The sequence below is a fragment of the Chitinophaga niabensis genome, from assembly GCF_900129465.1.
Taxonomy (GTDB): domain Bacteria; phylum Bacteroidota; class Bacteroidia; order Chitinophagales; family Chitinophagaceae; genus Chitinophaga; species Chitinophaga niabensis.
Genome location: NZ_FSRA01000001.1, coordinates 3,906,245 through 3,930,952, shown reverse-complemented (window position 1 = coordinate 3,930,952; position 24,708 = coordinate 3,906,245). Strand labels below are relative to the sequence as shown.

Below are 24,708 nucleotides of genomic sequence, written 5' to 3'. Positions count from 1 at the left end.
CCCAATTCGCGTGTTCCTTTACTATAAACCTTTATGGCACCAGCACCTCAATATATAGCTCAATTATTGCATAAGTACCTGGATGGAACGCTTAGTGAACAGGAGCAGGCTGAACTGAAGGAGTGGCTTTCTGTTTCCCATGAACACCGCCGCTTTGTTGAAACACTAGGCGATGACGTGATGCTCGGGAAACTGGTGGCGAAGGAATTCTCCGATGAACAGGAGGGGGTTGAAGCCATGCTGTTGCAGCGCACCAAATCTCAATTAGAATTCTCCCAACCTGTTATTCAACGCATGCATTTCCTGCGCCGCTGGTGGGCTGCTGCTTCTATTATCATACTACTGGGGGGCAGCGCTTACTTCTGGATAGCCAGCCAAAAAAATACACACCCTGCCAATGTTACGGCCCAAACGGATATAGTTCCTGGTAAGAAAGGCGCCGTGCTTACCCTGGCAGATGGCTCGCAGTTGGTGTTAGATAGTCTTGGTAATGGAGTAATTGCCATGCAGGGCGGCACTGCAGCCAGGATCATAAATGGTTCTCTGGTTTATGACGGCAAAGAGGATGCGGCCGTGTATTACAATACCATATCAACACCCAAAGGACGGCAGTTTCAGCTAACCTTGCCGGACGGCACCATGGTATGGTTGAACGCAGCAAGCTCGCTGCGCTACCCGACGTTTTTTACAGGAAAAGATCGCAAAGTGGAAATGACCGGGGAGGCCTATTTTGAAGTAGCGAAAAATAAAGAAATGCCTTTCAGGGTGCAGCTGAATAACAAAGCCGAAGTGAAAGTATTGGGGACACACTTTGACATCAATGCATATGCCAACGAGACCAGTATCAATACCACCTTGATAGAGGGAAGCGTACAGGTATCGGCCACTTCATCCGGAAACTATGTAACCCTTAAACCCGGCCAGCAGGCACAGATTACGCAGGCAGGGGGCCCGGAGATCGAAGTGGTTGATAATCCTGATATCGGAAAGGTCGTGGCCTGGAAGAACGGCTTGTTCAATTTCAGCGACGCATCCCTGGAAGAGGTTATGCGGCAGCTGGAACGCTGGTACGATATTGAAGTAGTATACGAAAAGGATATACCACAGAAAACTTTCTATGGAAAATTGACCAGGGATATTTCTCTCCAGGGTTTATTAAGGATATTGGAAAGGACAGGCGTACGTTTTCGCGTAGAAGACAGGAAGCTGATCGTGCTGCCAACGGGAACGGAATAAGGATAATTTTGTTCGGGAATAAAATATTAGACATGAAGAGATCAGGATGTTGCGTCTGCTGACCGGCATACCTGAAAATATTGGACCAGCCATTGAATAAAAAACCGTCACGGGTCTGAACCGTGACGGTAACGAATTCGGTTGGTTCAAAAAACGGCCTTGCAAACCACCTTTTATTAACAACCAAATCTGTTGCAATTTATGCAAAAAAAATGCTATTGCCTATCCGTCACCCAGGTTGCGTTTCCTGACGGGGCTGCCGGAGGCCGGGTTCTCACCAGGTCTGTCTTTGACGAATTCAGCGGGTCCCTAAAGAGAAACAAAGGGACCCGGGCTAAAATCTTAAAGGTTATGAAATTAACCGCTTTTTTGCTGACTGTCCTTTTTATGCATGCCTATGCTTCCGGCTCAGCACAAAACATTACAATTTCCGGCAGAGACCTTACTTTAAAGCAGGTCTTCTCCATCATTGAACAGCAAACAGGGTTTGTTGTTTTTTCAGATGGGCGGGCCATTACCGAAACATCGCCTGTTTCTCTTAACATGCAAAATGTGCCGTTGCGGAACCTGCTGGATGTTGTACTGAAAGATCAGCCGCTGAATTATACGATAGAGGGAAAGACCATCATCCTTTCCAGGAAATCTCCTGTTGCGGTTTTTCCCACTGATGGGCAACAGGTGAAGCCGGATGATGTGATCCGCATAAAGGTGGTGGACTCTTTGGGGAATCCGCTGCCAGGTGCCTCTGTGGGTATAAAGAACAGTAAGCGGTCAGGCATTGCCAATACTGAAGGCATAGTTAGTCTGAATGCGAAAATTGCGGATGTTATTCTCATCTCGTTCCTGGGCTTCGAGCCTCACAGCATTACCGTTACATCTTCCCTGCTCTCCTCCGCCGGTCAAATTATTGTACATCTCAAATCTGCTGTTTCAGAAATGAAGGCGATAACGGTCAGCTTTTCTACCGGTTATCAGCAGATCGCTCCCGAAAGGGCAACAGGCTCTTTTAGTTATATAGATTCTGCACTGCTCAACCGGAGTGTGTCCAGGAATATTCTTGACAGGATCAAGGGCGTGGCCAGCGGTGTGTTATTCGATAATTCTACAGGTACCGGAACAGGCTTCAATATTCGCGGCCGCAATACCATTTTTGCCAATGCAGATCCATTGATCGTTGTCGATAACTTTCCGTATGACGGATCGCTCGCCAATATCAATCCTAATGATGTGCTGGATATCACCGTTCTCAAAGACGCTGCTGCAGCATCTATCTGGGGTGTCCGTGCTTCCAATGGCGTTGTGGTGATCACTACCAAAGCCGGTAAGTACGGCAAACCTGTAACAGTGAATTTCAATAGCAATATCACGATAGGTGAAAACCCCCGCTTGTTCACTGCACCACAATTAAATCCTGATGAGGTAATAGCACTCGAAGAGCATTTGTATAATAAAGGGTATTATAGCAGGCCTTTAGGTGCTGCATCGGACTTTATTTCGCCGGTTGTGCAGATCCTGTATAACAAAAGCAGAAACCTGATCACCGAAGCCGAAGCGCAGCAACAGATCAATGCTCTGAAGGGAAATGATTACAGGAACGAGCTTCTCGAACATTATTACAGGCCAACGGTCAACCAGCAATATTTTGCCAGCGTTAGCGGTGGCGGAAGTCAGAATACCTATTACCTGTCCGTTGGCTACGACCGTGGCCTGGGAGATGTGAAGCACAATACTAACAACCGCATCAGCCTGAACGCACAGAATAAATACCGGCTGCTGAGGAACAAGCTGGAAATAACTACAGGCATCACGTTTACTTCCGATAATACCCGGTCCCTCAACGGCACGGTACTCAATGGAACATACACGCGCCCCTATACGAAACTGACAGACGGGAATGGTAATCCCGCTGCTGTACTTACTTATAAACGTGCCTGGCTCGATACTGCCGGGATGGGGAAGTTGCTTAACTGGAACTGGCGCCCGCTGGAAGAAATGACCAGCGCAGATAATAGAAGAGTGCTGAATAACTACCTGGTGACTGCCGGGATCAAATACAATATTTCACGCTCCCTGACTTTTAGCGCCAACTATCAATTCAGCAGGGGCATATCCCAGTCCAATAACATCGCTACCGAAAAATCCTATTACGTACGTAACCTTGTCAATACCTACTCCAGTGTGAACTATACTACCGGTGCAGTTACGAGGCCGATACCTGAAGGCGCCATCCTGCAACGCTTCATCTCGCAGTATACTTCCCACCAGGCACGGGCGCAGTTGAACTATCAGAAGAAATGGCAGCTGCATGAGCTATCGCTTATTGCCGGTAGCGATGTGAAAGATTACGATCAACTGACCGATTTTAGTGCTTTGTATGGTTACAATAAAGAACTGGCGTCTTCAAAAGATGTGAACTATGCAGATAATTTCCGTTCACTCGTTACCGGTTTTCAGGTACCCATCCCCAACAAGCCCTACCAGAATGGAGTGGCAGACAGATACGTATCTATGTTCGCCAACGGAATATACACCTATAAAGAACGATACACTGCTTCTGCCAGTTTTCGCCGCGATGAATCGAACCTGTTCGGCGTAAAGGCTAACCAGAAGGGCGTTCCGCTCTGGTCTGCCGGCCTGGGCTGGACGATCAGCAAGGAGCCTTTTTATAAAGTGTCCTGGATGGACCTGCTGAAAGTACGTGTGAGCAACGGGTATAATGGAAATGTGCATAAAGGGTTATCCGCCTATGTAACTACACAGGTATTACCTGGAGCAAACGGACTGAACCGTTTCGGGAACCAGTATGCCGCACTCGTAAATCCGCCTAATCCTTCCCTGCGTTGGGAAAAGATAAATATTACCAACCTCGGTGTTGATTTCTCGATGTTGGATCAGCGTATCAGCGGAAGCCTGGAATATTTCTATAAAACCGGAAAGGATATCATAGGAAGCAGCCCGCTCGCCCCTTCTTCCGGTGTTGTTTCATTCATGGGCAATTCGGCTGATATTTCAGTGAAGGGGATGGACGTGGTGATCAATTCTATTAATATCCGGTCACGCAATTTCTCCTGGGGAACCAACCTCCTGTTAAGCAAAGCGATCGACAAGATAAAGGCCTATAAGGTCAATCCTTCTCCGCTCGGATTTCGTGTGGATTACCCATATAATGCGCTCTTCAGCTACCGCTGGGCCGGCCTGGACCCGGAGAACGGAGATCCGCTTGGCTATTATGATGGGAAAGTCAGTAACGACTGGACTGGTATCATAAACGTTGATAGCCTGGGAATGAACACCATGTATAGCGGTACCGCTATGCCCGTTTATTTCGGTAGCCTGAGAAATACGCTTAACTATAAGAAGATCTCCCTGTCATTCAATCTTGTTTACAAGCTGGGACATGTTTTCAGGATGCCTTCTGTGGGCTATAGCAGCCTGTTCAATCTGAATAACCTTCATCCTGATTACCGCCTGCGCTGGCAGCAGAAAGGAGATGAGCTTATTACCACTGTACCTTCTGAAATGTATCCCAACGATCTGTCGAGAGATGATTTCTACGGAAGTTCACAAATACTGATCGCATCAGGAAGCCATGTACGGTTACAGGATATCCAGGTTGATTATAGCTTCATTCTCAGAGATGCAGGTGCCCGTTCCTATAACTGCAGCATATATGTATATGCAAGTAATCTTGGTGTTGTATGGCGTTCCAATAAAAAGGACCTGGACCCGGATAATCTTTCCATTGCTGCGCAACGGCTCTTTTCATTCGGGTTCAAAACAAATTTTTAATTGATCTTAAAAGTAAAATATATGAGATCGTGGATATTTTTTACAGGAATATTACTGCTGCTCCTTTCCTGCAACAAGGCTGAGTTTCTGGATAAAAAGCCCCAAACTTCCCTACTTGTTCCCACTCAGCTCAAAGATTTTGAAAAGCTGCTGGATGGAAATGATATGAGCGTATCGGGAATATTGGGAGAGATATCCGCCGGTGATTTCTATTTTCCCGACGATGAGTCCTGGGAAGCCATCCCCAACCAGGAAGAAAGAAATGCTTACATATGGGCAAAGCGGATTTATGCAGGGCAGGAGTCGCTGACGGACTGGAGCACTTTATACAAACAGGTATTGTACGCCAACATCACGCTGGAAGGTTTGGATAAATTGAAGCCTTCTGCGGACGAGCAGTATGATTTTGACCGGATTAAAGGATGGGCGCTTTTTATAAGGGGGCATGCTTTCTATAATCTCGCACAAACATATGCTCCTGTTTACGACAAGGATAAGGCGGCATTGCAGTCCGGGATCCCGCTCCGCCTCGAGTCCGATGTTACAGTCAGATCTACCCGCGCCTCCGTGCAGGCAACTTACAAACAACTCCTGGCAGATCTTGAGCAGGCCACAACATTGCTGCCGGAGAAAATTCCCGGGACAGACAGGAACAGGCCTTACAAAGCCGCCGCTAAAGCGTTGCTGGCAAGGGTGTACCTGAACATGAGGGAATATGACAAGGCCTATGAATATGCGGAGGACGTTCTGAAAACGCAGCATACATTACTGGACTATGCAACAATCAGCACGGCTTCATTCACCCCTTTCAATATTAATACGAATACAGAAGTACTTTATTCCTGCAAGCACTACGTTTCTGCTTCCCTGAGCATCTATTCGCTGCTTTTAGCTTCCAACACACTGGTGGATTCTACATTATACAAAATGTACGGTACAAATGACCTGAGAAAAAGCATTCTCTTCGGGCTTTCCTTTGTACATGAGAAACCCGGCATTAAGGGCAGCTACGAAGGAAACCTGCAGCCATTTACCGGGCTGGCCATTGATGAAACGATCCTGATCAAAGCGGAGTGCCAGATCAGAAGCGGCAATTATGGCGATGGAATTACTACGCTGAATGATCTGCTGAAGACCAGGTGGAAGAAAGATACGTATGTTCCTTACACCGCAAACAATCAGGATGAGGCGCTTCGCATTGTGCTGGACGAGCGCAGAAAGGAATTACCCTTCCGTGGTATTCGCTGGCAGGACCTGAGAAGGTTGAATGCCGGTGGCGCAAACATCACCTTAAAGCGATTGGTGAAAGGCGTGGAATATGAACTGACGCCTAACAGTCCACGCTACACTATGCCCATTCCTGATACCGAGATCCTGCTCAGCGGGCTGGAACAGAATGCCCGGTAATATTTTAATTCTTCTGACCATTTTAAAAAGCAATTATGATTCGTTTTTTTTTCATTGCAATACTATTCATCATTTTTTCCGGGGAGGCCCGTTCCCAGGAGGCGGTAACTGTCATAAGCGGTACCGTGTCCGGTACGGATAAAGGGGATGTCATCTTTTTTTCAACCCATAACAGAAGAGACAGTGCTGTGGTGGAAGATGGCAGGTACACTGCTTCCATACCTTTTTCGGCACCGGGCCTTGTTTATATGTCGCATAAAATGATGCTTGGCGCCAATGCGATACACATGACCCCGGTTTACATAGAAGCGCCAGGCGCCATTGAAATGGATATCGATTTCAGCAAGGGCAGGCCGGTCAATGGTATGACGATATCTTCCCCTTCCTTGTCCATGGCGTATCTGGCATATATAAAGAAATCACTTAAAGACGAATATCTGGCAGAACAATATCTCCGGTTGAAATATGGTAAAAGTTTCCTGACTGCTACTGAACCCAATTATGATGCTTATCAGCAGGACATGAAATTCTTCCAGCAAAAAGAATTGATAAACCGGCTGGAAGACATCGTTAAGGCTCATTCTTCCACCCATTTAAGTACTTTCTTAATTGATGAGAACATTCAAACACTTCCTGAAGACGATGTGAAGAGGTTGTACAATCACCTGTCCAAAAAACAACGGCAATCGAAAACGGGCAGGTCAATTGCAGAAAAGTTGCACTCCGGATCTTATTCATTTGCCATGAAGGAGGAAGAGATGCCTCCGGTAAACATGCCATCTGAAGATGAGATCCGTTCCGGTAAACTGAAATTTGCTGTTTTCGGGCAAATCAATCCTCTAAGTGAGGCAGCCAAAGTAGTGTTTCATTATTTTACCGAAGCGGGTGGCAGGCAGATAGAAATGGCCGACACTGTTGCGGTATCTGACGGGAAATTTACTTACAATGGAAGCACAGCTTTTCCCGGCCCCTGCAATCTGATCCTGATCAAAAAAGGTGATTCTCCATCCGATCCGTATTATCTCAGGCCGGAGGTATTGACTTTCTTCCTGGATGCCGGCAACATCTACGTGAAAGGAGAAACGCTGAGGAGAGCTACAGTAGAAGGCTCTATGGCACAGAAACTGCATGAGGAGCTGAGATCGTTACAATTTCCGGTTTCACAGAAAACAGGGTCTTTGTACCGGAAACTTGTTGCATCCAGAGAAAATGAAGCAAACAAGAATATACTGGTAAGCCAGATGGAGGTTACATGGGATATCCTCGATTCCGTAAATACCGGGTTTATCCGTAAACATCCTGATTCTTATGTAAGCTGGCAATTGTTCAAAGATATATGGGAAACGCAGTTGGGAAGGAACCTGCTTACTTCAAAGCATACTTATCTGAATATGCTCTACAATACAATGTCACCTGGAGTTACCGGTAGTTATGAGGCAAAGAAATACCTGAAGGAACTGAGCAAGCTGGCTACGCTGAAACCAGGTACTGCCGCGCCGGATTTCACAATGAACAATATGGCAGGAAAACCAGTTTCGCTGCATGCTTTACGCGGTAAATATGTTTTACTGGATTTCTGGGCATCCTGGTGTGTACCTTGCCGCAGAGAGAACCCTAATGTAAAAAATGCATATGCTGCCTATAAGGATAAAGGGCTGGAAGTATTGGCCGTTACGCTGGACAAAGATAGCGCTGCGTGGATGGAAGCTGTGAAAAAGGATGATCTTCCCTGGTTACATGTGGGCGATATGAAAGGATGGGATACTTATGCTGCAGTGGTGTATAATGTAAAAGCTGTTCCTTCCAACTGGTTGATTGACCCTGATGGGATTGTTGTAGCCGTTAACCTGACGGGGGAGGCGCTACAAAAACGACTGGGAGAATTACTGGGAAATAAATAATAGGATTCACTATCTGCATAATATTTTTCAGCCGGTTTACTTTTTGCAATCATCGTGTAAGTCAGCAAGCGAATTCCTGCGACCGCTTTATATTATCTTAAAATAAATTCAGCCATTTTAACACCGGTTTCGCGCTACGATAGCAAAAAGGCTTCACTTTTGTGAAGCCTTTTTGTTGCCCTTCAAACATGTTTTTCCAGGAAAAACGGAATACCCTTCACTTTCAATAGATTTTAAATTAACGAATCATTGATGTAGAAAAACATAAAAAGCATCTAATGTTCTTGAATGATTTTGTTGAATGAAACTACCGAACCTGAAAATGTTCTTGCCAGTAAAGAATTAGCGAGCGTAGATATTCCTTTTAGAATTGACGAAGACCTGTTCTACTTAAGAAAGTGGCTTTTTTATAAAGAGGGCAAAGAATTTGCAACAAGCAATGATTTCAAGAACCATTTTCTTCATTTTTTGTTGGTAAAACCGATCTTCAAACATCGACAAGGATCACAAAGGAATATTTTGAGGAATTAGAAGCACCTGAGAAGGATTTGTTTTTATTTGAAAATTCAGGGCATCAAATTCAGCAGGATGAACCTGAAAAGTTTCAAAATACAATAATCAAAACATTAGCTTCACACCTTTAAGGCTTTTGGCATTTACAGCATTATCATATCCTTGGAAGCCACATGCCCAGGATAGCCCCCACCGTCCCTGCGGCAATACCAATAGTTATAGCAAAAAGCAATAGTGAAAATGCCAGTTTTTTATTGGCAGAACCTGAGAATCTGGCTTTAAAATACAAAGCTACCACAGCTTGGGGAAGGATGTAAACAAATACTGCCAGTGCGTTTAAAAAAGGCCCGGTAAATGTTTCAGGATCAAAACCAACAGGAGCTCTGTGAACCAACATCCAGAGCATGAAAAATACCCGGAATAACCATACACCACTCATTGCCAGTAACAGGTGCACAGCCCATTGATTATGTAACTTTGTATTCCTTTGTATGGCATACCTGATGGTAAAAAAGGCAGACACAATAATGATCAGCGCATTAATACTTATGCCGATAGCACTAAATAGCCCACCAACGGAGCCTCTTACCCAGGTGAGGTATAAGCCTGCAGCGCTAATAAGGAACGCCGAAAAGATGTATATCCTGCCGCAGATCCTGTGGACCTTTGGCACCTTGTTCCTGATCATACTTATTAATTGTAAAGGCCCAAGAATGGTTATTACAGCGGCCAATGCAACGTGAAAGCCAAAGATCAGGTTTCCGGCAACGTCTCCTTTGATATAGAAATGGGGATTAGCGGTATTCCACTTTTCGAAGTCGCCAAGAGCAGTGGATTTATAGTAGAGCATTAGTATATAGTATGCAAAGATCAACTGCCCTAAAAAGGTTACTACAAACCAAAAACGGGTAACATTCCTGAAGAGGGGCAGAGCTAGCGTTTGGATTACTTGTTTCATGTCGCTGAAGTGATTGGTTAAAGGTAACTTCAGCCTGATGATTTTCTACTTAACAATTGTTAAGAAATGATCTCCCGCCTTATCCTGCTGAGACTTTCAGGTTTTATTCCGAGATAGGAGGCAATATATTTCAGGGGTACATTCTTTATTATATTCGGACAATCCTTTATCAGCTTTACATACCGTTGCTCGGCAGTAAGCGTGGCCAGATCATTCATTCGTTGCCTGTCTTCTTCCTGTATTTGCTGGAATAGCCTGATTGTATAGTCCTTTTGTGTAATGCTGGTTTGTGAAGAACTGTCTGCATCGGCCTTGGTGATCCTCAGCAACTCACAATCAGTAATGCATTGGAGGTATTCATTGGAGATGCTCTGATTTACAAAAGGGAAATAGGAGGTAAAGAACCGTGAGCTATTGTTTAAGTCAACGGTTACTTCCTCCCCTTTATCATTGATATAGAACTTTCGCATAAAACCTGATACAATGAAATTATGGTGCACCGGAACTTCCCCGGCTACCTCTAACATAGTATCCCTGGCTACCCGCAAGGGCTTAAAAGTATTGCGGCATTGCGCCCTGTCATGCTCTGGAATATCGATTATCAGGGAGATATACGCAAAAAGGGTATCATAATAATGTTCCATCACCCGGGTTTACTATAAATATACGGATATCGGGTGAATTCGATGGAGATCCTACTTTCGTTGTATTACCGTTTTCGGCAACAAAAAAAGCCTCACAACGGTACTGTTGTGAGGCTGCAATTACTTCTCTAAAAGCGCTACAGAAAAGGTGCATTCAGAAAATCCTTGAGAGGCTTCAGGGATCTATAAACCTCCGCAAACTTTTTCGGAGCATCCTTTTCCAAAAGTTCTTTGTCGGCAACAGGCCTAACTGCCACAAAACGTTTAAGTTTCAAATATTCAGCCATCGGATCTTCTTTTTCAAAACCTGCAGGAACACGTTTTAGTTTCCCCTCTTCGCTTAAACCTCCGAAATAACCACAAAAACCTTCTTCCTCCACAATCTTTTGAAACGCTCCGGCATTATTGGAGATCTCTTTCCGCAACGCTTTCAGCTTGTCATTTTCAAGCATATAGATACCTCCCGCCAAGAAAGACTGATTGGGCTGGATATGGAGATAGTATCCCGCATTTTTAGATCCAATATTTGCGCCGAAATTGATCTTGTAAGGGTCCTTGTTATGGGAAAACCTCGTGTCGCGATATATCCTGAAAAGTGATTTTTTCGGATCTGCTTTCCCTGTTTCCTTATCAAATCTGGCAATTTCCCTTATCAGTTCTTCAACAAACGAAGTTACATCCTCACTGGCAACAGTGAATAGTTTTTTATGCGCATTAAACCATTCACGGTTATTGTTCTGGTCTAACTTTTTCAGAAAGTTGAGCGTGGATATATTCATCTGCTTTAGTTGAGGGAATGAAGGGCCATTTTATTTCCTTCAGTGTCGATAAACATGGCGATGTATCCAACTTCAGGGCTGATATGGGTTTTGGGGACAATTACTTTTCCGTTGTTACTTTCCACTTTATCCAATACGTTCTGTAGGTCGTTACCACCATTTAGGTAAACAATAACGCCGTCTGTTGAGGGTTTGTAATCTTTGCCTTGAACAATTGCTCCAGATACATTTGTTCCGTCAGAAGGGAAGAAGGCCATTTTGGTACCAAACATATCTGTTTCGTTTATTTCCAGACCTAAAATGGCTTTGTAAAAAGATACAGCCCTGCTGAAATCCGTTGCAGGAATGTCGAAAAAAGTGATTACGTTCTCCATTGTCAAATTATTAGACAGCAAAGTTGCAAAGACTTTAGGCCCTAAAATTGTAAAAATGGGACAAGGTTAATCCCCGCTGTCAAAGATCAGAGACATCTTCAGATGATCTCCATAAAATTCTTTAGGGGTCAGCCCGGTAAATTCTTTGAAATCTTTAATAAAATGGGCCTGGTCGTAATATTCGCTTTCGTAAGCCAGGTCTGTAAGGCTGGTGATTTTCCTGTTCAGCAGCATTTTGAGGGTTGCCTGCAGCCTTATGGTCTTTGAAAGTTGTTTCGGGCTTAGGCCAATGGAGGATGAGAATTTACGCACCAGTTGTCTTCGGTTGGTATTGTTTTTCCTGGAGAGTTCATCAACGGAGAGTTGCCCGTTTGCTGTTAAAATGGTTTCAATGGCTGATTGTACAATGTGATCAATGGTTTCAGTATCAGTTAACCGGTTGAATAAAAATTTTTCGATCAGCTGTATCCTTTCTGAAGTTGTGCCGGCATGAAGGATCTTTTCTTCTATTTCCTGCCCGTCTTTTCCAAACAATTTCTCCAAAGGAACGGCTGTGTTTTCCATTTCTTTGATGGGAAAGGTGGCAAAGGGCAAAAATCCGTGTGGATGAAAGCAGACAAAGAAAATGCCTGTTTCTCCTGTAGGCTCTACTTCATATGGCCCGGTGAGTTGACCGATAACAAAACATCGTGGTAAGAGAACGCTGTTCCCGGTTTCTGTGTAGTGTTTGTACGGATCTCCGTGATGAAAGATCATTTTCATACACCCATCAGGAACAATGGTGTTCTTTTCAGGTGTTTTCTCTTTCAGGCTTTCCAATGTCCAATAACATTTGACGAATGCCGCTAAGTCGCTGTTCGGTTCAAATATCTGGTGAATCATTGGTTCTATTTAACATAATATGAAATCATTCCTTGGTTATCAATGCATTAGGAAAATGAATTGGCTGAAACCCGCTATGGTGGCTTTATTCAGGCTTAACCCTTGCTTTATCCTTGCTTCATCCTTGCTCTAAACCGCTCCAGGAGCTAACATGAAGCAAGGATGAAGCCAGGGTAGCACTATCCTTGGATTCGTGCTTACAGCCAATCCAGGTCTTCCAGCTCAAAAAGTTCATCAGCTGTACAATTTAGTATTTTGGCAATTTTAAAGGCTAAGATCGTAGAAGGGAGGAATTTACCCGCTTCAATTGCAATAATAGTTTGCCTGGCTACTTTCACTTTTTCAGCTAATTCCGCTTGTGTTAAATTTTGCCTCGCGCGCTCCACCTTAATAAGATTTTTCATTCCCCTTCATTTAAAGTCATCTGATACTTCAGGTAATAAAAGTAAGCAGTAGCGGTCATTAATGTGAAGGCTAAGAACTGATAAGCTGAGATGGAAAGAATTACATCCCTCCCGCGCTCAAAATGCCAGTTAAGGAAGAAGTAATTGTAAAGATGGGTAATTGAAAATGAGGCAATCAATGCTGTTGCCAATGCTTTGAATTTTAGACTTCTTACCATTTCATCATCCGTCTTTTCCTTAGAAAAGAAAATAAAGACAAATCCCCAGCTTAATCCAACAGCTAATTCATTGAAATCATAAACGCCCTTTTTATGGTATTGCTGGAAAAAACTAAAAATACCGGCAATGATGATCAGTACCCCCAATATTTTAGCCCAATAGGAATAAGGGAAAGAATTTCGGCGCATAATGTAATGTTTACAGTACTAAATGTAATGTATAGATTACATACCCCCAAATTTATTTTCATTCTAAGGTCTGTAAATAATGATGGTAAAAAGTACTTTGAAATACAAAGTATGTGTATATTTGTTTCGAACAACCAATGATTGGTTTATGAAAATAGACATCATCATAGCATACGTACAACGATACGAATTCGGGCATGAACGGGATTTTGTACCACCCGTCACTGGCATTCACCTGGCTGCCATTACTCCTGCCGAACATACGGTAAGTGTGTTTCACCAGCAGATCGACAGGATTAACCTCGACACTGATGCAGATCTCATCGCCATTTCTTTTTTCAGCGGATTCGCCATGGCAGCCTACAACCTGGCTGTTGAATTTAGGAAAAGAGGGAAGGTGGTGGTGGCAGGAGGCCCGCATGTTACGTATTGCCAGGCAGAAGCGCTCGCCTACTTTGATGCTATTGTTACCGGGGAGGCGGAGAATGTTTGGCCTGGGCTGTTAAAGGATTTCGGTCTTGACCAGTTAAAACGGGTATATACGGGAAGCCCCTGCGATATGAAAGACCTTCCTACTCCGCGGTATGACCTGTTGCCGGGCCGGTTCTTTATTAAAAAGGTGATACAGGCAACGAGGGGCTGCCCTTTCTCCTGCTCTTTTTGTACAGTGCCTTCACTGAATCCCGGCTTTCGGTTACGCCCGGTGGAGGATGTGATACGCGACGCATCTTATGATAAGTTCAACCACTGGTGGCAGAAAAAGATCGTTTGGTTTTGGGACGACAATCTCACCATCAAACGCCCCTACATCAGGGAGCTTCTGCGGAAAATGATCCCGCTGAAAAAGTGGTGGCTCACGCAGGCGAGCATGGATATCGCCAAAGATCCGGAGTTGCTGGACCTGATGAAGGCCTCAGGCTGTATAGGTGTATTCCTGGGGATCGAGTCCTTCGGAGTGGATTCGCTTGCTGATGCTAATAAGCGGCAGAACAAGATCGGCAACTACAGTGCTGCAGTAAAGGAGATCAGAAAAAGAGGTATCGCGGTAATGGCCGGTTTTATCGCAGGATTTGATCACGACGATGAAGAAAGCATCATCAATATGGCAGATCAATTGATGAAGATCGGTATCGATGTACCTTTTCTTAGTATCATGACGCCATTCAGGGGAACACCTATTTATACCACATTAAATAGGGAAGGGCGGATCCTGGAGGAGAGGAACTGGCACTTTTACAATGGTTATAACGTTGCATTTGTGCCCAAAAAAATAAGTGAGGACCAACTACTGCAGGCACACAGGACCTTATGGAAGAAATCATTTTCACCCTTGTATGCTTTCAGGCGAATTCTGCGGGGAGTATTCACCTTAAGAAGAGGGGCATTTCTGTTGTCCCTGTTCATGAATTCATTTTATAGCTATAAAAGGTCAAAAAGGAATTATCCCATTGATATGAGCAAACGAAAAGATGTGATCAATGCTGTGGCCCCGATCCGGTATCATGAGCACACAGTGGCAGCTGCGGGTCTATAAACGCTCCTTTGTCACCCATTTCCCAACCTCAGGTGCTTTATAGGCAAACATCTTGTTCAGCAGGTCTTCAATATTATCGCTTACTAAAAGCATCTCCTGGTTGAGCTGTTTCAAAAACCCGCTATCAACCATGGTTTTTGTCAATATGTTTAAACAGTCGTAATACCCGTTTATATTTAAAAGGCCTATTGGTTTTTTATGCAGCCCAAGTTGCGCCCAGGTGAGCATTTCAAAAAGTTCTTCTAATGTACCATAACCACCTGGCAAAGCAATTACGCCTTCGCACAGGTCGTTCATTTTAATTTTTCGTTCGTGCATGCTTTCTACAAGGATCAGTTCTGTCAGATGGTTGTGGGCGATTTCCTTTTCCTGTAAGAACCTGGGTAATACGCCAGTCACTTCTCCACCTGCATTTAGAGCTCCATCTGCAACGGCACCCATTAAGCCGACATTTGCCCCGCCATAGATCAACCGGATCCTTTTCTCTGCTAATGTCTGCCCAAGCAGGGTTGCCTGGGTTTTATAAATTTCGTCATGGCCGAAACTGGATCCGCAGAAAACAGTAATACTTTTCATACCCCAATTTACCCATATATTTGATTTTATGAAGCGATATGAATTTTTTAAACAATTCTACGACATCAGCATAGGGGACTATCATTTGCTGACTGGATGAATCGATGCCTGCATCTATTAATGCGATGGTCCCGGGTTTTCCTGAGCCTAAATAAACGTAGTAAGTCTTATCTTTCATCGGTTGTAAACTAATTCAAAATGAAATTTACCAGACTCGTTCCCAATGTATTTTACACAGATATTCAGGTGGGCCTCAAACTTTTTGTGGAGTGCCTTGAATTCAGGATTGGTTATGATGAATTGAAGACAGAGCATCCTTTTTGCGTGATTGAAAAAGACGAGTTACGGGTAAACCTTTTTCAGAATAAAGAATACGCTGAAAAAGACAGGCCTGAAATAAGACTTGTAACAAACAATATTGCAGAGGTCTATGAGAAAGTAGCTTCAACGCACCCTGAATTACTACATCCTAATCTCAGGAAAGTTACGCTCCGGCCATGGGGTGCGAAGGAATTCGCATTGAAGGATGAGTCCGATGTTTGTATTATCATTCAACAATGGTAAAAAAGAAAGGGAACACATCGCCTGATGTGTTCCCTTTCCCTATTATAAGTTTAGCTAAGATCTTTGACGTGCAGACCGGCCATGTTCACCACCCCTTTGTGGTGCTGATTGCCCTCCCTGTGGCCTGGAGATCGAGTGTGAGCTGCGATCGAAGGAACGTTGCGGTCTGTCAACTGAACGCGGGCTGCGATCGAAGGAGCGCTGTGGCCCCGGGTTATATTGACGTTGAGGAGCAGCGTTACGATTGTATTCGCGCCGTGGACTGGTAACATTCTCAGGGCTACGGTCTACTCGTCTCTCCGGTCTGGTGATCGGGGTAGAACGGTCAAACTCCCTTGATGGTGTACTCCTGTTCACGTCGGGGCTGCGATCAAATTGTCTCGAAGGTGTACTCCTGTTTATATCAGGGCTGCGATCAAATTGTCTCGAAGGTGTACTCCTGTCTATATCAGGGTTGCGATCAAACTGTCTCGAAGGTGTACTCCTGTTTATATCAGGACTGCGATCAAATTGTCTCGAAGGGGTACTCCTGTCTGCTACAGCAGGACTACGATCAAATTGTCTCGATGGCGCACTTCTGTTCACCCCGTTACGGTCAAACTGTCTTGATGGCACATTCCTGTCCATACCATTAGCACGAGACGGTGCACTCCGGTAATTATTGCGGTAGTTAGTTACCACTACCCGATTCCTGTCATAAACACTCCTCGAATAAACACGCATCGGGCGATAGATATAAGGTGCACGTACAATACGATGTGTATGCACTATCACATACCTGGGCCTGTAGCGGTAGCAGATAGGCTCATAGATATCCCAGGCCAGCGGCCTCCAGGGACGCCACCATGTTGGATAGTGATACCACCTCCAGGGAGATACCCAGATAGCATAATGTGGTGCGAACACAAAACGAACGGAAGGCCAGAACCACACATTCACCACCAGCCCGGATGGAGCAAAAGCTGCATTCGGCCCATGCGGCCTGTCTGATAATGTTTCATCAAAAGCAGTCACCTGGTCATCATCGGAAGGTTCCACCAACTTTGATACGCCATAGATGTCTTCATCTCCCACGATCTGTATCACGGCATGGTCGTCTGCGGTTTTCTCGAGCTCTATCACGGCAACGTCCTGACTTTCTGAAGGCGACACTAATGCCTGCAACACGAAGAGTTGTATATCCCCGTCTTTTTTATTGACAACGCGGATATAATCGATATCCCCGTCTTGGTTCAGATCCAGGTTATTTACACCATTCTCTTTAGTATTCAGCATTTTCTCAAATTCTCCGGGATTTTGAGCCTTTTTGAACATCTCCAGTGCGCCTTCAAGGCTGAAGTTGTCTCCAGGTAAACCCGTTTCGTCCTGTGCCTGTACGCCGGTAGTCAGCATTAAGCTGACCAGAACGGCAGGCAATGAATGTATAATTCTCATGCGATACGCTGTTGTTACATATATAAGACGACAAAAACAGGGAAAAGTTATACGAGAATCGTACCAGAAATGTTAAAATTTCAGCCCCCGTAACCTGGTAGATCAGCTTGATTAATAAGTGGCTGATAATCAGTATAATCGTACCGCTATTCATTAAGTGATGAAAAGTTTTCATGTCTGAAATCCTTTCAGACGGCTGATGCAAAACCTGTAGTTTTGAACTTAAATGGCTTCGCATCATGACGGATAAATTTTCAACGAATGTGCTCATACATGCAACCCGGGAACAGGTCTGGAATATACTCACAACTCCTGAGATAATGGCGGACTGGATGGGGGGTGATGAATTGCAGATAAAAGTAATTACCACCTGGGAGATCAATTCCCCGATCCTTATCCAGGGGTTTCATCATATGAAATTTGAGAATAGCGGATGGGTGCTGCAGTACGAAAAAGAGAGCAGGCTAAGCTACAGCCACCTGAGCAATATTTCCCGGCTGCCTGATAAACCGGAAAACTATACGGTTATGGAGTTTGTATTAACGCCTGCTGAAGAAGGAACCTTGTTAACACTTAATATCGAAAACTTCCCCACAGAAGTGATCCTTAAACATCTGGCGTTTTATTGGAGAACGACTATATTTAAAATTAAAAAAGTGGCAGAGGAAAAACTGACACAAGTAAGCTGAATGAAATCAAACTATTTCTCCAGGACCATCCTGTTTCCAGGGCTGGCATTGTTCATTGCCGCCATTATTACGGCCGTCCGTAGTTTCTGAACTTTTCGATGAATATGGTAAACCCGATCCCAAGCGTATAAGCAATTATATCTACCCAGGTGAAATAATTGCCGATAACGATATTGGCTATCCGCGAATGTTCAAGCCCAAGAAGCTTTACCAGGTTAAAGTACTGCAAGGTTTCCACGAGATAGGAGAATGCCAGCACAGCCAGCGCCACTGGTACAACAGGTGCCTGAACAAAGCTGCGCACAAAACAGTAGATCAGGATAACCACCAGGAAATCTCCCGCATAGGGCCGGATAAATCCATCATGGAGATAGGCTGCGATCAGGACTTCAATAACAAATATCAGAACGGCGAGGCTGAAATATAGAGGACTAAAACGTAGTTTCATAGTATTAACTCAATGTAATACTTTAATTTTCAAATATAAAAGTGACAACTTGTATTACTTTTACTATATTAACATAGCCCCTTTTATCAAAATATAGACTAACTCAATTAAAATCGTACGTATGAAAAGGAAGAACAGTATTGTACTTATGGCAACGGTATTGCTTTCAGTTACACTTTGCTCACTTTCGCTGCCACAGCAGCAGGAGCATGAGAGAGCCAAAAATCTGAAAGTGCTCCCTAAGAACACCAGCCACGAAGAATTGGAAAAGGTAATGAAGGAATTTAAGGATGCACTGGGTGTAAAATGTAATTTTTGCCACGCACCCCGCAAAGATGACCCTAAAAAACTGGACTTTGCCAGCGATGAGAATGATCACAAAAAGATAGCGCGTGATATGATGCGTATGACTGCACGCCTGAATAAAAAATATTTCAAAGGTCATCAAACAATGGCGGTTACATGTTATACCTGCCATAGAGGTCATGATGAGCCGCTTACGAGCCCGGAAGCAGCAAAATGATCTTATGTAAAAGCCCGTCAAACGATGGGCTTTTACACTTTTATTGCTGCCTGGTAGTATCTACCGGCCGCGTGAGGGTAGTATCAACGGGTACGGTTTGTGTGCTATCTATATGAGTGGTATCTCTTGTTTTACCAGTCAGTATACTGTCAGCCTGCATCGCTGTAATTCGTACATGAGGTGCAGAACGTTCCTGTTGTTTGGAGTTCATACCAAACCCCATCTTCTCCATATCTTTCCTTTCTTTTTTGCTGAACAGGTTCTGCGGATTCTTTTGTCTGCGAAGGCCGTCCTCAAAGCGGTATTCAGCACCCAGTCTTGGAGGCTGATATACACGTTCCTTCCGCTGAAATACTCCCCTGACACTGGAACAGCTATACAGCAGTAGTGTGATAAACAATACGGTTACTATCTGCAGTGGAAAACGCATGGTAAATGACTCTGTGGGTTAAACGTACCACCAGCGTAGTTTATTGCCTCTTTTTTATTATATTATGTCCATGTTGTTCCCATCACACACGGTCTTTCGTGATATAAATTCGGATCAAACGATCCGGTTCTTTCCGGGCACGGAAGGCTACAAATTTATATGGCAGTCTCCCAACACCGATAAACATGGCACATACCGGTTTTTAAATGGCCAGCTGGAGATCTCATTCAACTATGCGAGGGAAGAATCATATGGCTTTACTATCCTTGAAAGGGAAGGGGATGTGGTCATCTCCTTCCGATTAAGGGATCGCTTGGGAAGGGAAATGGATTTTAGAAAAGTGTAGGTACTTTTACAGCATGAGAATATTCCAGCAGGCATTACGGCTGAAACAAAGAAGCAGGGGCTTTCACCTGATCACTGCAGAAGTGGCCAGGGCCTTACCACAGATCGGCGAGCTGAAAGCAGGAATGTGCCAGGTATTTATCAGGCATACCTCAGCATCACTTACCATCAATGAGAATGCGGACCCAACAGTGAGAATGGATTTTGAAACGTACTTCAATAAGGTGGCGCCGGAGGATGATCCGGACTACCTGCATAACTATGAAGGGTCAGACGATATGCCTGCGCATCTTAAAGCTTCCCTGCTGGGCAGTTCTGTTCTTATCCCTATTTATAATGGAAAGCTGGCCCTGGGTACCTGGCAGGGCATTTACCTTTGCGAACACAGGGATGCAGGAGGGGAAAGAGAATTAGTGATCACTGCATGGGGAGCATGAAACAGGTATTTGATTAACGGCGAAAATTGCATATTTTTCTACGATATGCATTCCCACGTTAAACAAATACAGTAATGGAACGTCGCTCTTTTATAAAAAATACGGGATTATTGACTATAGGCGCAGGTATTGCCGGTACTACAGCCTTCGCAGCAGAACTTCCTGCCAATAAGCTGCCTAATTGGAGGGGCTTTAACCTCCTGGACTTCTTTTCTCCCAAACCTTCCGCCACAGGCCGTAAAACAACAGAAGACCATTTCCGCTGGATGCGGGACTGGGGCTTTGATTTTGTGCGCATCCCCATAGCATATCCTTATTACCTGGCTTTTGATCATAATAAACAGATCACTCCGGAAGAAGTATATAAAATAGATGAGGCGCGGGTAGAAGAAATTGAAAAACTCGTGGCGATGGCGCATCGTTACAATATACATGTAAGCCTGAACCTGCATCGTGCTCCGGGTTATTGTATCAATGCCGGTTTCCATGAACCGTACAATTTATGGAAGGATGAAGAAGCGCTGAAGGCATTTTGCTACCACTGGAGTTTCTGGGCAAAGCGGTTTAAGCATGTATCCGAAAAGAAGATCAGTTTCGACCTGCTGAATGAACCTGCTATGCGGGAAGATATGAATGATCAGCATTCCAGGATAACAGCTGTACCCGGGCAGGTTTATCGTAAGGTAGCGCAGGCGGCGGCAACTGCTATCCGCACAGAAAATCCTTCCCGCCTGATCATTGCAGATGGAAATAATGTAGGTACATCAGTGATCCCCGAGATCATAGACCTGGATATTGCACAAAGTTGCCGTGGATACTATCCGGGAAAGATCTCTCATTACAAAGCTCCCTGGGCCAATAAAGATCCGGAGAACCTGCCTGAGCCAAAGTGGCCGGGCCAGGTGGGCAATGAATACCTGGGCAGGGAAATGCTGGAAAAGCATTACCAGCCATGGATCGATCTGGTAAAAAAAGGAGTAGGGGTACATTGTGGTGAATGTGGTTGCTGGAACAAAACGCCGCATGCTGTTTTCCTCGCATGGTTCGGCGATGTGCTGGATATCCTGCAAAGCAATAAGATCGGTTTTGGACTATGGGAGTTCAGCGGGGATTTTGGCGTACTCAATTCCAGAAGGGCTGACGTTGAATACGAAGATTGGTATGGTCAGAAGCTGGACAGGAAATTGCTGACACTGTTACAGCGGACGCATTGATACCTGCTTAAAGAATTCATGCATCGCCCACCACAAAAGATCAACAACAGTATGCATAAAATAGTAAGTATTTGATGCTTAAATGCATATTTTGGGTAATAATCTATGGCGCATACAAACGGAAAGCTTGCAGGGCTGGATCATTTAAGAGCATTGGCTATTATCACTGTGTTGTTTTATCATTACAGGATGTTCAAACATCCGGAGTGGATAGACGATGTAATGGGTTTTGGCTGGACGGGGGTAGACCTCTTTTTTGTATTAAGCGGCTACCTGATCTCCTCGCAATTGTTCGCCAGCATAGCAGTAGCGAAACCCATTTCTTTACCTGAGTTTTTCATTAAACGTTTCTTCAGGATCATTCCTGCTTACCTGGTAGTCCTGGCCATTTATTTCTTAGTCCCTGCATTCCATGAAAAGGAGGCCTTACCTCCGCTTTGGAAGTTCCTCACCTTCACGCAGAACTTTGACTTTGATATTAAGCATTTTGGCACCTTTTCACATGTTTGGTCACTGTGCGTAGAAGAGCATTTTTATTTGCTCTTCCCATTGGCGCTGATAACAATAGTATATTTCAATGCTACAAAGAGGGGAGGGGCGTTCTTATCAGGTTTGCTACTTTTTGGATTTGCGGCAAGGCTATTTACCTGGTATACGTTGGTTGCGCCGGATGCAGGAAATGATACTTTTGGAATTACCTGGTACAAACAGATCTATTACCCTACCTACAACAGGCTGGATGGCTTGCTGGCAGGTGTTTCCATTGCTGCATTATTTACATTTAAACCATCTGCTAAAGAATGGATCACAAAGTATGGGAATGTTACCCTGGTGCTGGGCTTTATCGTGTTAACAGGTGCCTGGTTCCTGTGTGAGGATCAGAAAAGCTTTTATGCATCTATATTCGGTTTCCCGCTAGTGGCTGCTGGTTATGGATTGCTGGTAGTGGCTGCACTAAGTCCCAATTGTGTATTATATAAATACAATAGCCGCTTTACTGCATGGATTGCAAAATTATCCTTTGGGCTTTATCTTATACATAAGGGAGTTATGCACGTAATACAGCCATTGTTGGCAAAAATGAATATTGAACCTAAAGGAAATCTGATGTTCCTGTTATGCCTGGCAGGAACTATTCTGGCTGCGTTGGTATTATACAAAACGGTGGAAGAGCCTTTTTTGCGGCTTAGGCAAAGGATATTAGCATCTAAATTTCCAGCAATTCACAAGGGCCAACTTTCAAAAACTCTGCAATAGCAAACAGCTCATCGAGACGTGGCTGACGGGAATTCGTAGCCCAGCTGGATACAGTCTGTGGATTGATCTGTAAATGTTCGGCCAACTCTTTACTGGTCTTATGTTTCAAAGCCAGCATTGCCTTGATACGATTATATGTGCGCTTGCTTTCAGGCATAATGGCGCAAATATAAAACGGCATAAATTATCACTATTGTTGGTGAAAAACACAATATTTCGATTAGATAGTATTATTTATGTATAAATATTAATATTGGTGGATTTTAACCCAAATGTTGTAATTTTATATCTGTGCAAAAAAGCACAAATAACGAAGTTAATATACACATATTGCGATTTTTAAACTCCAAACGATATGTCTTTATCCATAAAAGAAAAGGAGCAATGCCTAAAAACAGCCAGCAGTTTCCATGCATTATTTAAAGAACCTGGAGAACTCGTACAGGCACTATGGCCTCTCATTGTTGCAGCAGCAGAAAGTGAGTATTTTGAAGATATGGATGCGTCTGAAAAACAAAAGATCTTCATAGCATTCGGTGAAACCCTCAGATTCACAGAAGCAGCCTGCCAGCTATTACAGGATGATATCATAACCTATCGCCAACTATTTAAACAGTAATCCTCCAAAATTTCCTCCAACTCCCCATTTTCCTATAAATAATTCAATTTTATGTCTATTTTCGGGTACGTTACCGAAATCTTCATTCCAACTATCATTTTATCAGCATATGGCAGATCAGAAACAATCAAATGTCCTCTCCTGGCTCAAAGGCCTCGGCCCGGGATTAATCATTGCCGCCCTCGTCTTCGGCCCCAGTAAAATGACCATCACCTCTAAGTTGGGTGCCAACTACGGTTTTGATTTATTATGGATCATCGCCGTAGCCATCTTCTTTATGGTCATCTTCACCAACATGGCTGCCCGTATTGGATACGCTACGCAGCAATCATTGCTTAGTTCCATTAAAGCTCGTTGGGGCAAAGGTGTAGGCATCATTATCGGCATTGGGGTGTTCCTGGTCTGTACATCTTTCCAGGCAGGTAATTCAGTAGGAGTAGGAGTGGCCCTGGCGGAATTAACGCACACTTCTACCACACCATGGATCATTGCCTTTAATATTATAAGTATTGCACTCCTTTTTTTCAGGGCCTTCTATAAAGTATTGGAATGGCTGATGATTGCCTTGATAGGATTGATGTTATTATCTTTTATTGTAACTGTTTTCCTGGTCAACCCTGATCTGAAGCAAACGGCTGCTGGTTTCATTCCTTCCGTATCGGAAGGCTCTCAGGGTTTGGTGATTGCTTTTATGGCTTCCTGTTTTTCTATTGTAGGGGCATTCTATCAATCCTACCTGGTACAGGAAAGAAGAAGGATCCGCCAGCTGCAGCCAAACCAACCGGAACCAAAGAGAAGGAGCGATAGTGTTACGGGTATCATCATCCTGGGTTTCATGAGCGCCATTGTTTTGATCTGTGCCGCTGCTATCCTGCATCCCAGGAATATCACGGTGAATACGGCATCAGATATGTCCCTGGCCCTGGAACCACTTTTCGGTAGCTACGCCTCCGGTTTATTCCTCATTGGTTTATTTGGTGCCTCTTTCTCTTCTATTATTGGAAATGCAGGAGTGGGCGGACTTTTATTAGGGGATGCCTTAGGTTATGGCAATAATTTCAGTGCAAAGAGCATCCGCTTCTTCATTGCGCTGGTAATGCTGGCCGGGGCCATCATTGCAATAGCCTTTGGAAGGCTGCCGCTGGAACTGATCGTATTCGCACAAAGCGTCACCATCTTCGTTGTGCCGGTGGTAGGAATTGCTATGTACCTCATCGCCAACGATGAAAAGCTTATGGGGAAGGACAAGAACAGCACCTTCGTAAAAGTAGCTGGTGCATTAGGTTTGCTGGTTATCCTCGCACTGGCGGTCATTAATTTTAAAGACATTTTTTTGAAATAAAA

Annotated in this window: 25 protein-coding genes; 13 read left to right on the top strand and 12 right to left on the bottom strand. The window is 44.3% G+C overall.

What is annotated here, in order from left to right:
* The first annotated feature begins 33 nt into the window (after positions 1-33).
* The 4 genes from BUR42_RS15715 to BUR42_RS15700 all read left to right on the top strand — a co-directional run bounded on the left by BUR42_RS15715 (position 34) and on the right by BUR42_RS15700 (position 8,333).
* Positions 34-1,236 (top strand): FecR family protein, encoded by a 1,203-nt coding sequence (locus tag BUR42_RS15715; protein ID WP_074240132.1) that lies wholly within the window; start codon positions 34-36, stop codon positions 1,234-1,236.
* A gap of 351 nt (positions 1,237-1,587) precedes the next feature.
* Positions 1,588-5,025 carry a SusC/RagA family TonB-linked outer membrane protein gene (locus BUR42_RS15710; RefSeq protein ID WP_159442282.1) on the top strand — a complete coding sequence of 1,146 codons (3,438 nt, stop codon included), beginning with the start codon at positions 1,588-1,590 and terminating at the stop codon, positions 5,023-5,025.
* Positions 5,026-5,046: 21 nt separating this feature from the next.
* Complete coding sequence (locus BUR42_RS15705; RefSeq protein ID WP_074240623.1) at positions 5,047-6,432, top strand: RagB/SusD family nutrient uptake outer membrane protein; 1,386 nt, start codon at positions 5,047-5,049, stop codon at positions 6,430-6,432.
* Between the two features lie 35 nt (positions 6,433-6,467).
* Positions 6,468-8,333: a TlpA disulfide reductase family protein gene (locus BUR42_RS15700; protein WP_074240130.1), complete on the top strand. Its 1,866-nt coding sequence runs from the start codon at positions 6,468-6,470 to the stop codon at positions 8,331-8,333.
* Between the two features lie 667 nt (positions 8,334-9,000).
* Here the strand turns inward: BUR42_RS15700 and BUR42_RS15690 are convergent.
* From BUR42_RS15690 to BUR42_RS15660, 7 genes are all read right to left on the bottom strand, one after another.
* Positions 9,001-9,804 (bottom strand): DUF2306 domain-containing protein, encoded by an 804-nt coding sequence (locus tag BUR42_RS15690; RefSeq protein ID WP_074240128.1) that lies wholly within the window; start codon positions 9,802-9,804, stop codon positions 9,001-9,003.
* A 59-nt stretch (positions 9,805-9,863) separates the two neighbouring features.
* A complete protein-coding gene (locus BUR42_RS15685; protein WP_074240127.1) occupies positions 9,864-10,448 on the bottom strand; it encodes a Crp/Fnr family transcriptional regulator in 585 nt (194 codons plus the stop codon).
* Positions 10,449-10,585: 137 nt separating this feature from the next.
* The gene (locus BUR42_RS15680; RefSeq protein ID WP_074240126.1) at positions 10,586-11,227 is read right to left on the bottom strand and encodes a DUF2461 domain-containing protein; all 642 of its coding nucleotides are present in this window, start codon (positions 11,225-11,227) and stop codon (positions 10,586-10,588) included.
* Positions 11,228-11,232: 5 nt separating this feature from the next.
* Positions 11,233-11,601, bottom strand: coding sequence for a VOC family protein (locus tag BUR42_RS15675; protein ID WP_074240125.1), 369 nt, complete (start codon positions 11,599-11,601; stop codon positions 11,233-11,235).
* 66 nt (positions 11,602-11,667) lie between these two features.
* Positions 11,668-12,483, bottom strand: coding sequence for a helix-turn-helix domain-containing protein (locus BUR42_RS15670; RefSeq protein WP_074240124.1), 816 nt, complete (start codon positions 12,481-12,483; stop codon positions 11,668-11,670).
* Positions 12,484-12,680: 197 nt separating this feature from the next.
* Positions 12,681-12,887 carry a helix-turn-helix transcriptional regulator gene (locus BUR42_RS15665; RefSeq protein WP_074240123.1) on the bottom strand — a complete coding sequence of 69 codons (207 nt, stop codon included), beginning with the start codon at positions 12,885-12,887 and terminating at the stop codon, positions 12,681-12,683.
* Positions 12,884-13,252, bottom strand: coding sequence for a hypothetical protein (locus BUR42_RS15660; RefSeq protein WP_234979681.1), 369 nt, complete (start codon positions 13,250-13,252; stop codon positions 12,884-12,886). The genes BUR42_RS15665 and BUR42_RS15660 overlap by 4 nt, the downstream gene beginning before the upstream one ends.
* A gap of 190 nt (positions 13,253-13,442) precedes the next feature.
* Here BUR42_RS15660 and BUR42_RS15655 point away from each other — a divergent pair, with 190 nt between their 5' ends.
* Positions 13,443-14,828 (top strand): B12-binding domain-containing radical SAM protein, encoded by a 1,386-nt coding sequence (locus BUR42_RS15655; protein ID WP_074240121.1) that lies wholly within the window; start codon positions 13,443-13,445, stop codon positions 14,826-14,828.
* Here BUR42_RS15655 and BUR42_RS15650 read toward each other — a convergent pair.
* Positions 14,823-15,404, bottom strand: coding sequence for an LOG family protein (locus BUR42_RS15650; protein WP_074240120.1), 582 nt, complete (start codon positions 15,402-15,404; stop codon positions 14,823-14,825). The genes BUR42_RS15655 and BUR42_RS15650 overlap by 6 nt on opposite strands.
* A 198-nt stretch (positions 15,405-15,602) precedes the next feature.
* On the opposite strand from BUR42_RS15650, the gene BUR42_RS15645 reads away from it, so the two are divergent.
* Positions 15,603-15,968, top strand: a complete 366-nt coding sequence (locus BUR42_RS15645) for a VOC family protein (protein ID WP_074240119.1) — start codon at positions 15,603-15,605, stop codon at positions 15,966-15,968.
* 54 nt (positions 15,969-16,022) lie between these two features.
* Here BUR42_RS15645 and BUR42_RS15640 read toward each other — a convergent pair whose 3' ends face one another.
* A complete protein-coding gene (locus BUR42_RS15640) occupies positions 16,023-17,402 on the bottom strand; it encodes an SNUT3/LISCH7 family protein (protein ID WP_143197462.1) in 1,380 nt (459 codons plus the stop codon).
* A 239-nt stretch (positions 17,403-17,641) separates the two neighbouring features.
* On the opposite strand from BUR42_RS15640, the gene BUR42_RS15635 reads away from it, so the two are divergent.
* Positions 17,642-18,091 (top strand): SRPBCC family protein, encoded by a 450-nt coding sequence (locus tag BUR42_RS15635; RefSeq protein ID WP_074240117.1) that lies wholly within the window; start codon positions 17,642-17,644, stop codon positions 18,089-18,091.
* Positions 18,092-18,158: 67 nt separating this feature from the next.
* On the opposite strand, the gene BUR42_RS15630 is transcribed toward BUR42_RS15635, so the two are convergent.
* Positions 18,159-18,539, bottom strand: a complete 381-nt coding sequence (locus BUR42_RS15630; protein ID WP_074240116.1) for a ribosomal maturation YjgA family protein — start codon at positions 18,537-18,539, stop codon at positions 18,159-18,161.
* 121 nt (positions 18,540-18,660) lie between these two features.
* Here BUR42_RS15630 and BUR42_RS15625 point away from each other — a divergent pair, with 121 nt between their 5' ends.
* Complete coding sequence (locus BUR42_RS15625; protein WP_074240115.1) at positions 18,661-19,062, top strand: c-type cytochrome; 402 nt, start codon at positions 18,661-18,663, stop codon at positions 19,060-19,062.
* 40 nt (positions 19,063-19,102) lie between these two features.
* On the opposite strand, the gene BUR42_RS15620 is transcribed toward BUR42_RS15625, so the two are convergent.
* Positions 19,103-19,492 (bottom strand): hypothetical protein, encoded by a 390-nt coding sequence (locus tag BUR42_RS15620; RefSeq protein ID WP_074240114.1) that lies wholly within the window; start codon positions 19,490-19,492, stop codon positions 19,103-19,105.
* A gap of 359 nt (positions 19,493-19,851) precedes the next feature.
* Between BUR42_RS15620 and BUR42_RS15610 the strand changes: the two genes are divergently transcribed.
* From BUR42_RS15610 to BUR42_RS15600, 3 genes are all read left to right on the top strand, one after another.
* Positions 19,852-20,274 carry a secondary thiamine-phosphate synthase enzyme YjbQ gene (locus tag BUR42_RS15610; protein WP_074240112.1) on the top strand — a complete coding sequence of 141 codons (423 nt, stop codon included), beginning with the start codon at positions 19,852-19,854 and terminating at the stop codon, positions 20,272-20,274.
* A 74-nt stretch (positions 20,275-20,348) separates the two neighbouring features.
* Positions 20,349-21,488, top strand: a complete 1,140-nt coding sequence (locus tag BUR42_RS15605; RefSeq protein WP_074240111.1) for a glycoside hydrolase family 5 protein — start codon at positions 20,349-20,351, stop codon at positions 21,486-21,488.
* Between the two features lie 105 nt (positions 21,489-21,593).
* Positions 21,594-22,745 carry an acyltransferase family protein gene (locus BUR42_RS15600; RefSeq protein WP_074240110.1) on the top strand — a complete coding sequence of 384 codons (1,152 nt, stop codon included), beginning with the start codon at positions 21,594-21,596 and terminating at the stop codon, positions 22,743-22,745.
* On the opposite strand, the gene BUR42_RS15595 is transcribed toward BUR42_RS15600, so the two are convergent.
* Complete coding sequence (locus tag BUR42_RS15595; RefSeq protein WP_200798305.1) at positions 22,696-22,863, bottom strand: helix-turn-helix transcriptional regulator; 168 nt, start codon at positions 22,861-22,863, stop codon at positions 22,696-22,698. The genes BUR42_RS15600 and BUR42_RS15595 overlap by 50 nt on opposite strands.
* A 237-nt stretch (positions 22,864-23,100) precedes the next feature.
* Here BUR42_RS15595 and BUR42_RS15590 point away from each other — a divergent pair, with 237 nt between their 5' ends.
* Both BUR42_RS15590 and BUR42_RS15585 read left to right on the top strand, forming a co-directional pair.
* A complete protein-coding gene (locus BUR42_RS15590; RefSeq protein WP_074240108.1) occupies positions 23,101-23,364 on the top strand; it encodes a hypothetical protein in 264 nt (87 codons plus the stop codon).
* Positions 23,365-23,473: 109 nt separating this feature from the next.
* The gene (locus BUR42_RS15585; protein WP_074240107.1) at positions 23,474-24,706 is read left to right on the top strand and encodes an Nramp family divalent metal transporter; all 1,233 of its coding nucleotides are present in this window, start codon (positions 23,474-23,476) and stop codon (positions 24,704-24,706) included.
* The last annotated feature ends 2 nt before the right edge of the window (positions 24,707-24,708 follow it).

Coding starts and splice junctions, on each gene's coding strand:
- BUR42_RS15715 (WP_074240132.1), top strand. CDS start 34: ATGGCACCAGCACCTCAATATATAGCTCAATTATTGCATAAGTACCTG.
- BUR42_RS15710 (WP_159442282.1), top strand. CDS start 1,588: ATGAAATTAACCGCTTTTTTGCTGACTGTCCTTTTTATGCATGCCTAT.
- BUR42_RS15705 (WP_074240623.1), top strand. CDS start 5,047: ATGAGATCGTGGATATTTTTTACAGGAATATTACTGCTGCTCCTTTCC.
- BUR42_RS15700 (WP_074240130.1), top strand. CDS start 6,468: ATGATTCGTTTTTTTTTCATTGCAATACTATTCATCATTTTTTCCGGG.
- BUR42_RS15690 (WP_074240128.1), bottom strand. CDS start 9,804: ATGAAACAAGTAATCCAAACGCTAGCTCTGCCCCTCTTCAGGAATGTT.
- BUR42_RS15685 (WP_074240127.1), bottom strand. CDS start 10,448: ATGGAACATTATTATGATACCCTTTTTGCGTATATCTCCCTGATAATC.
- BUR42_RS15680 (WP_074240126.1), bottom strand. CDS start 11,227: ATGAATATATCCACGCTCAACTTTCTGAAAAAGTTAGACCAGAACAAT.
- BUR42_RS15675 (WP_074240125.1), bottom strand. CDS start 11,601: ATGGAGAACGTAATCACTTTTTTCGACATTCCTGCAACGGATTTCAGC.
- BUR42_RS15670 (WP_074240124.1), bottom strand. CDS start 12,483: ATGATTCACCAGATATTTGAACCGAACAGCGACTTAGCGGCATTCGTC.
- BUR42_RS15665 (WP_074240123.1), bottom strand. CDS start 12,887: ATGAAAAATCTTATTAAGGTGGAGCGCGCGAGGCAAAATTTAACACAA.
- BUR42_RS15655 (WP_074240121.1), top strand. CDS start 13,443: ATGAAAATAGACATCATCATAGCATACGTACAACGATACGAATTCGGG.
- BUR42_RS15650 (WP_074240120.1), bottom strand. CDS start 15,404: ATGAAAAGTATTACTGTTTTCTGCGGATCCAGTTTCGGCCATGACGAA.
- BUR42_RS15645 (WP_074240119.1), top strand. CDS start 15,603: ATGAAATTTACCAGACTCGTTCCCAATGTATTTTACACAGATATTCAG.
- BUR42_RS15640 (WP_143197462.1), bottom strand. CDS start 17,402: ATGAGAATTATACATTCATTGCCTGCCGTTCTGGTCAGCTTAATGCTG.
- BUR42_RS15635 (WP_074240117.1), top strand. CDS start 17,642: ATGACGGATAAATTTTCAACGAATGTGCTCATACATGCAACCCGGGAA.
- BUR42_RS15630 (WP_074240116.1), bottom strand. CDS start 18,539: ATGAAACTACGTTTTAGTCCTCTATATTTCAGCCTCGCCGTTCTGATA.
- BUR42_RS15625 (WP_074240115.1), top strand. CDS start 18,661: ATGAAAAGGAAGAACAGTATTGTACTTATGGCAACGGTATTGCTTTCA.
- BUR42_RS15620 (WP_074240114.1), bottom strand. CDS start 19,492: ATGCGTTTTCCACTGCAGATAGTAACCGTATTGTTTATCACACTACTG.
- BUR42_RS15610 (WP_074240112.1), top strand. CDS start 19,852: ATGAGAATATTCCAGCAGGCATTACGGCTGAAACAAAGAAGCAGGGGC.
- BUR42_RS15605 (WP_074240111.1), top strand. CDS start 20,349: ATGGAACGTCGCTCTTTTATAAAAAATACGGGATTATTGACTATAGGC.
- BUR42_RS15600 (WP_074240110.1), top strand. CDS start 21,594: ATGGCGCATACAAACGGAAAGCTTGCAGGGCTGGATCATTTAAGAGCA.
- BUR42_RS15595 (WP_200798305.1), bottom strand. CDS start 22,863: ATGCTGGCTTTGAAACATAAGACCAGTAAAGAGTTGGCCGAACATTTA.
- BUR42_RS15590 (WP_074240108.1), top strand. CDS start 23,101: ATGTCTTTATCCATAAAAGAAAAGGAGCAATGCCTAAAAACAGCCAGC.
- BUR42_RS15585 (WP_074240107.1), top strand. CDS start 23,474: ATGGCAGATCAGAAACAATCAAATGTCCTCTCCTGGCTCAAAGGCCTC.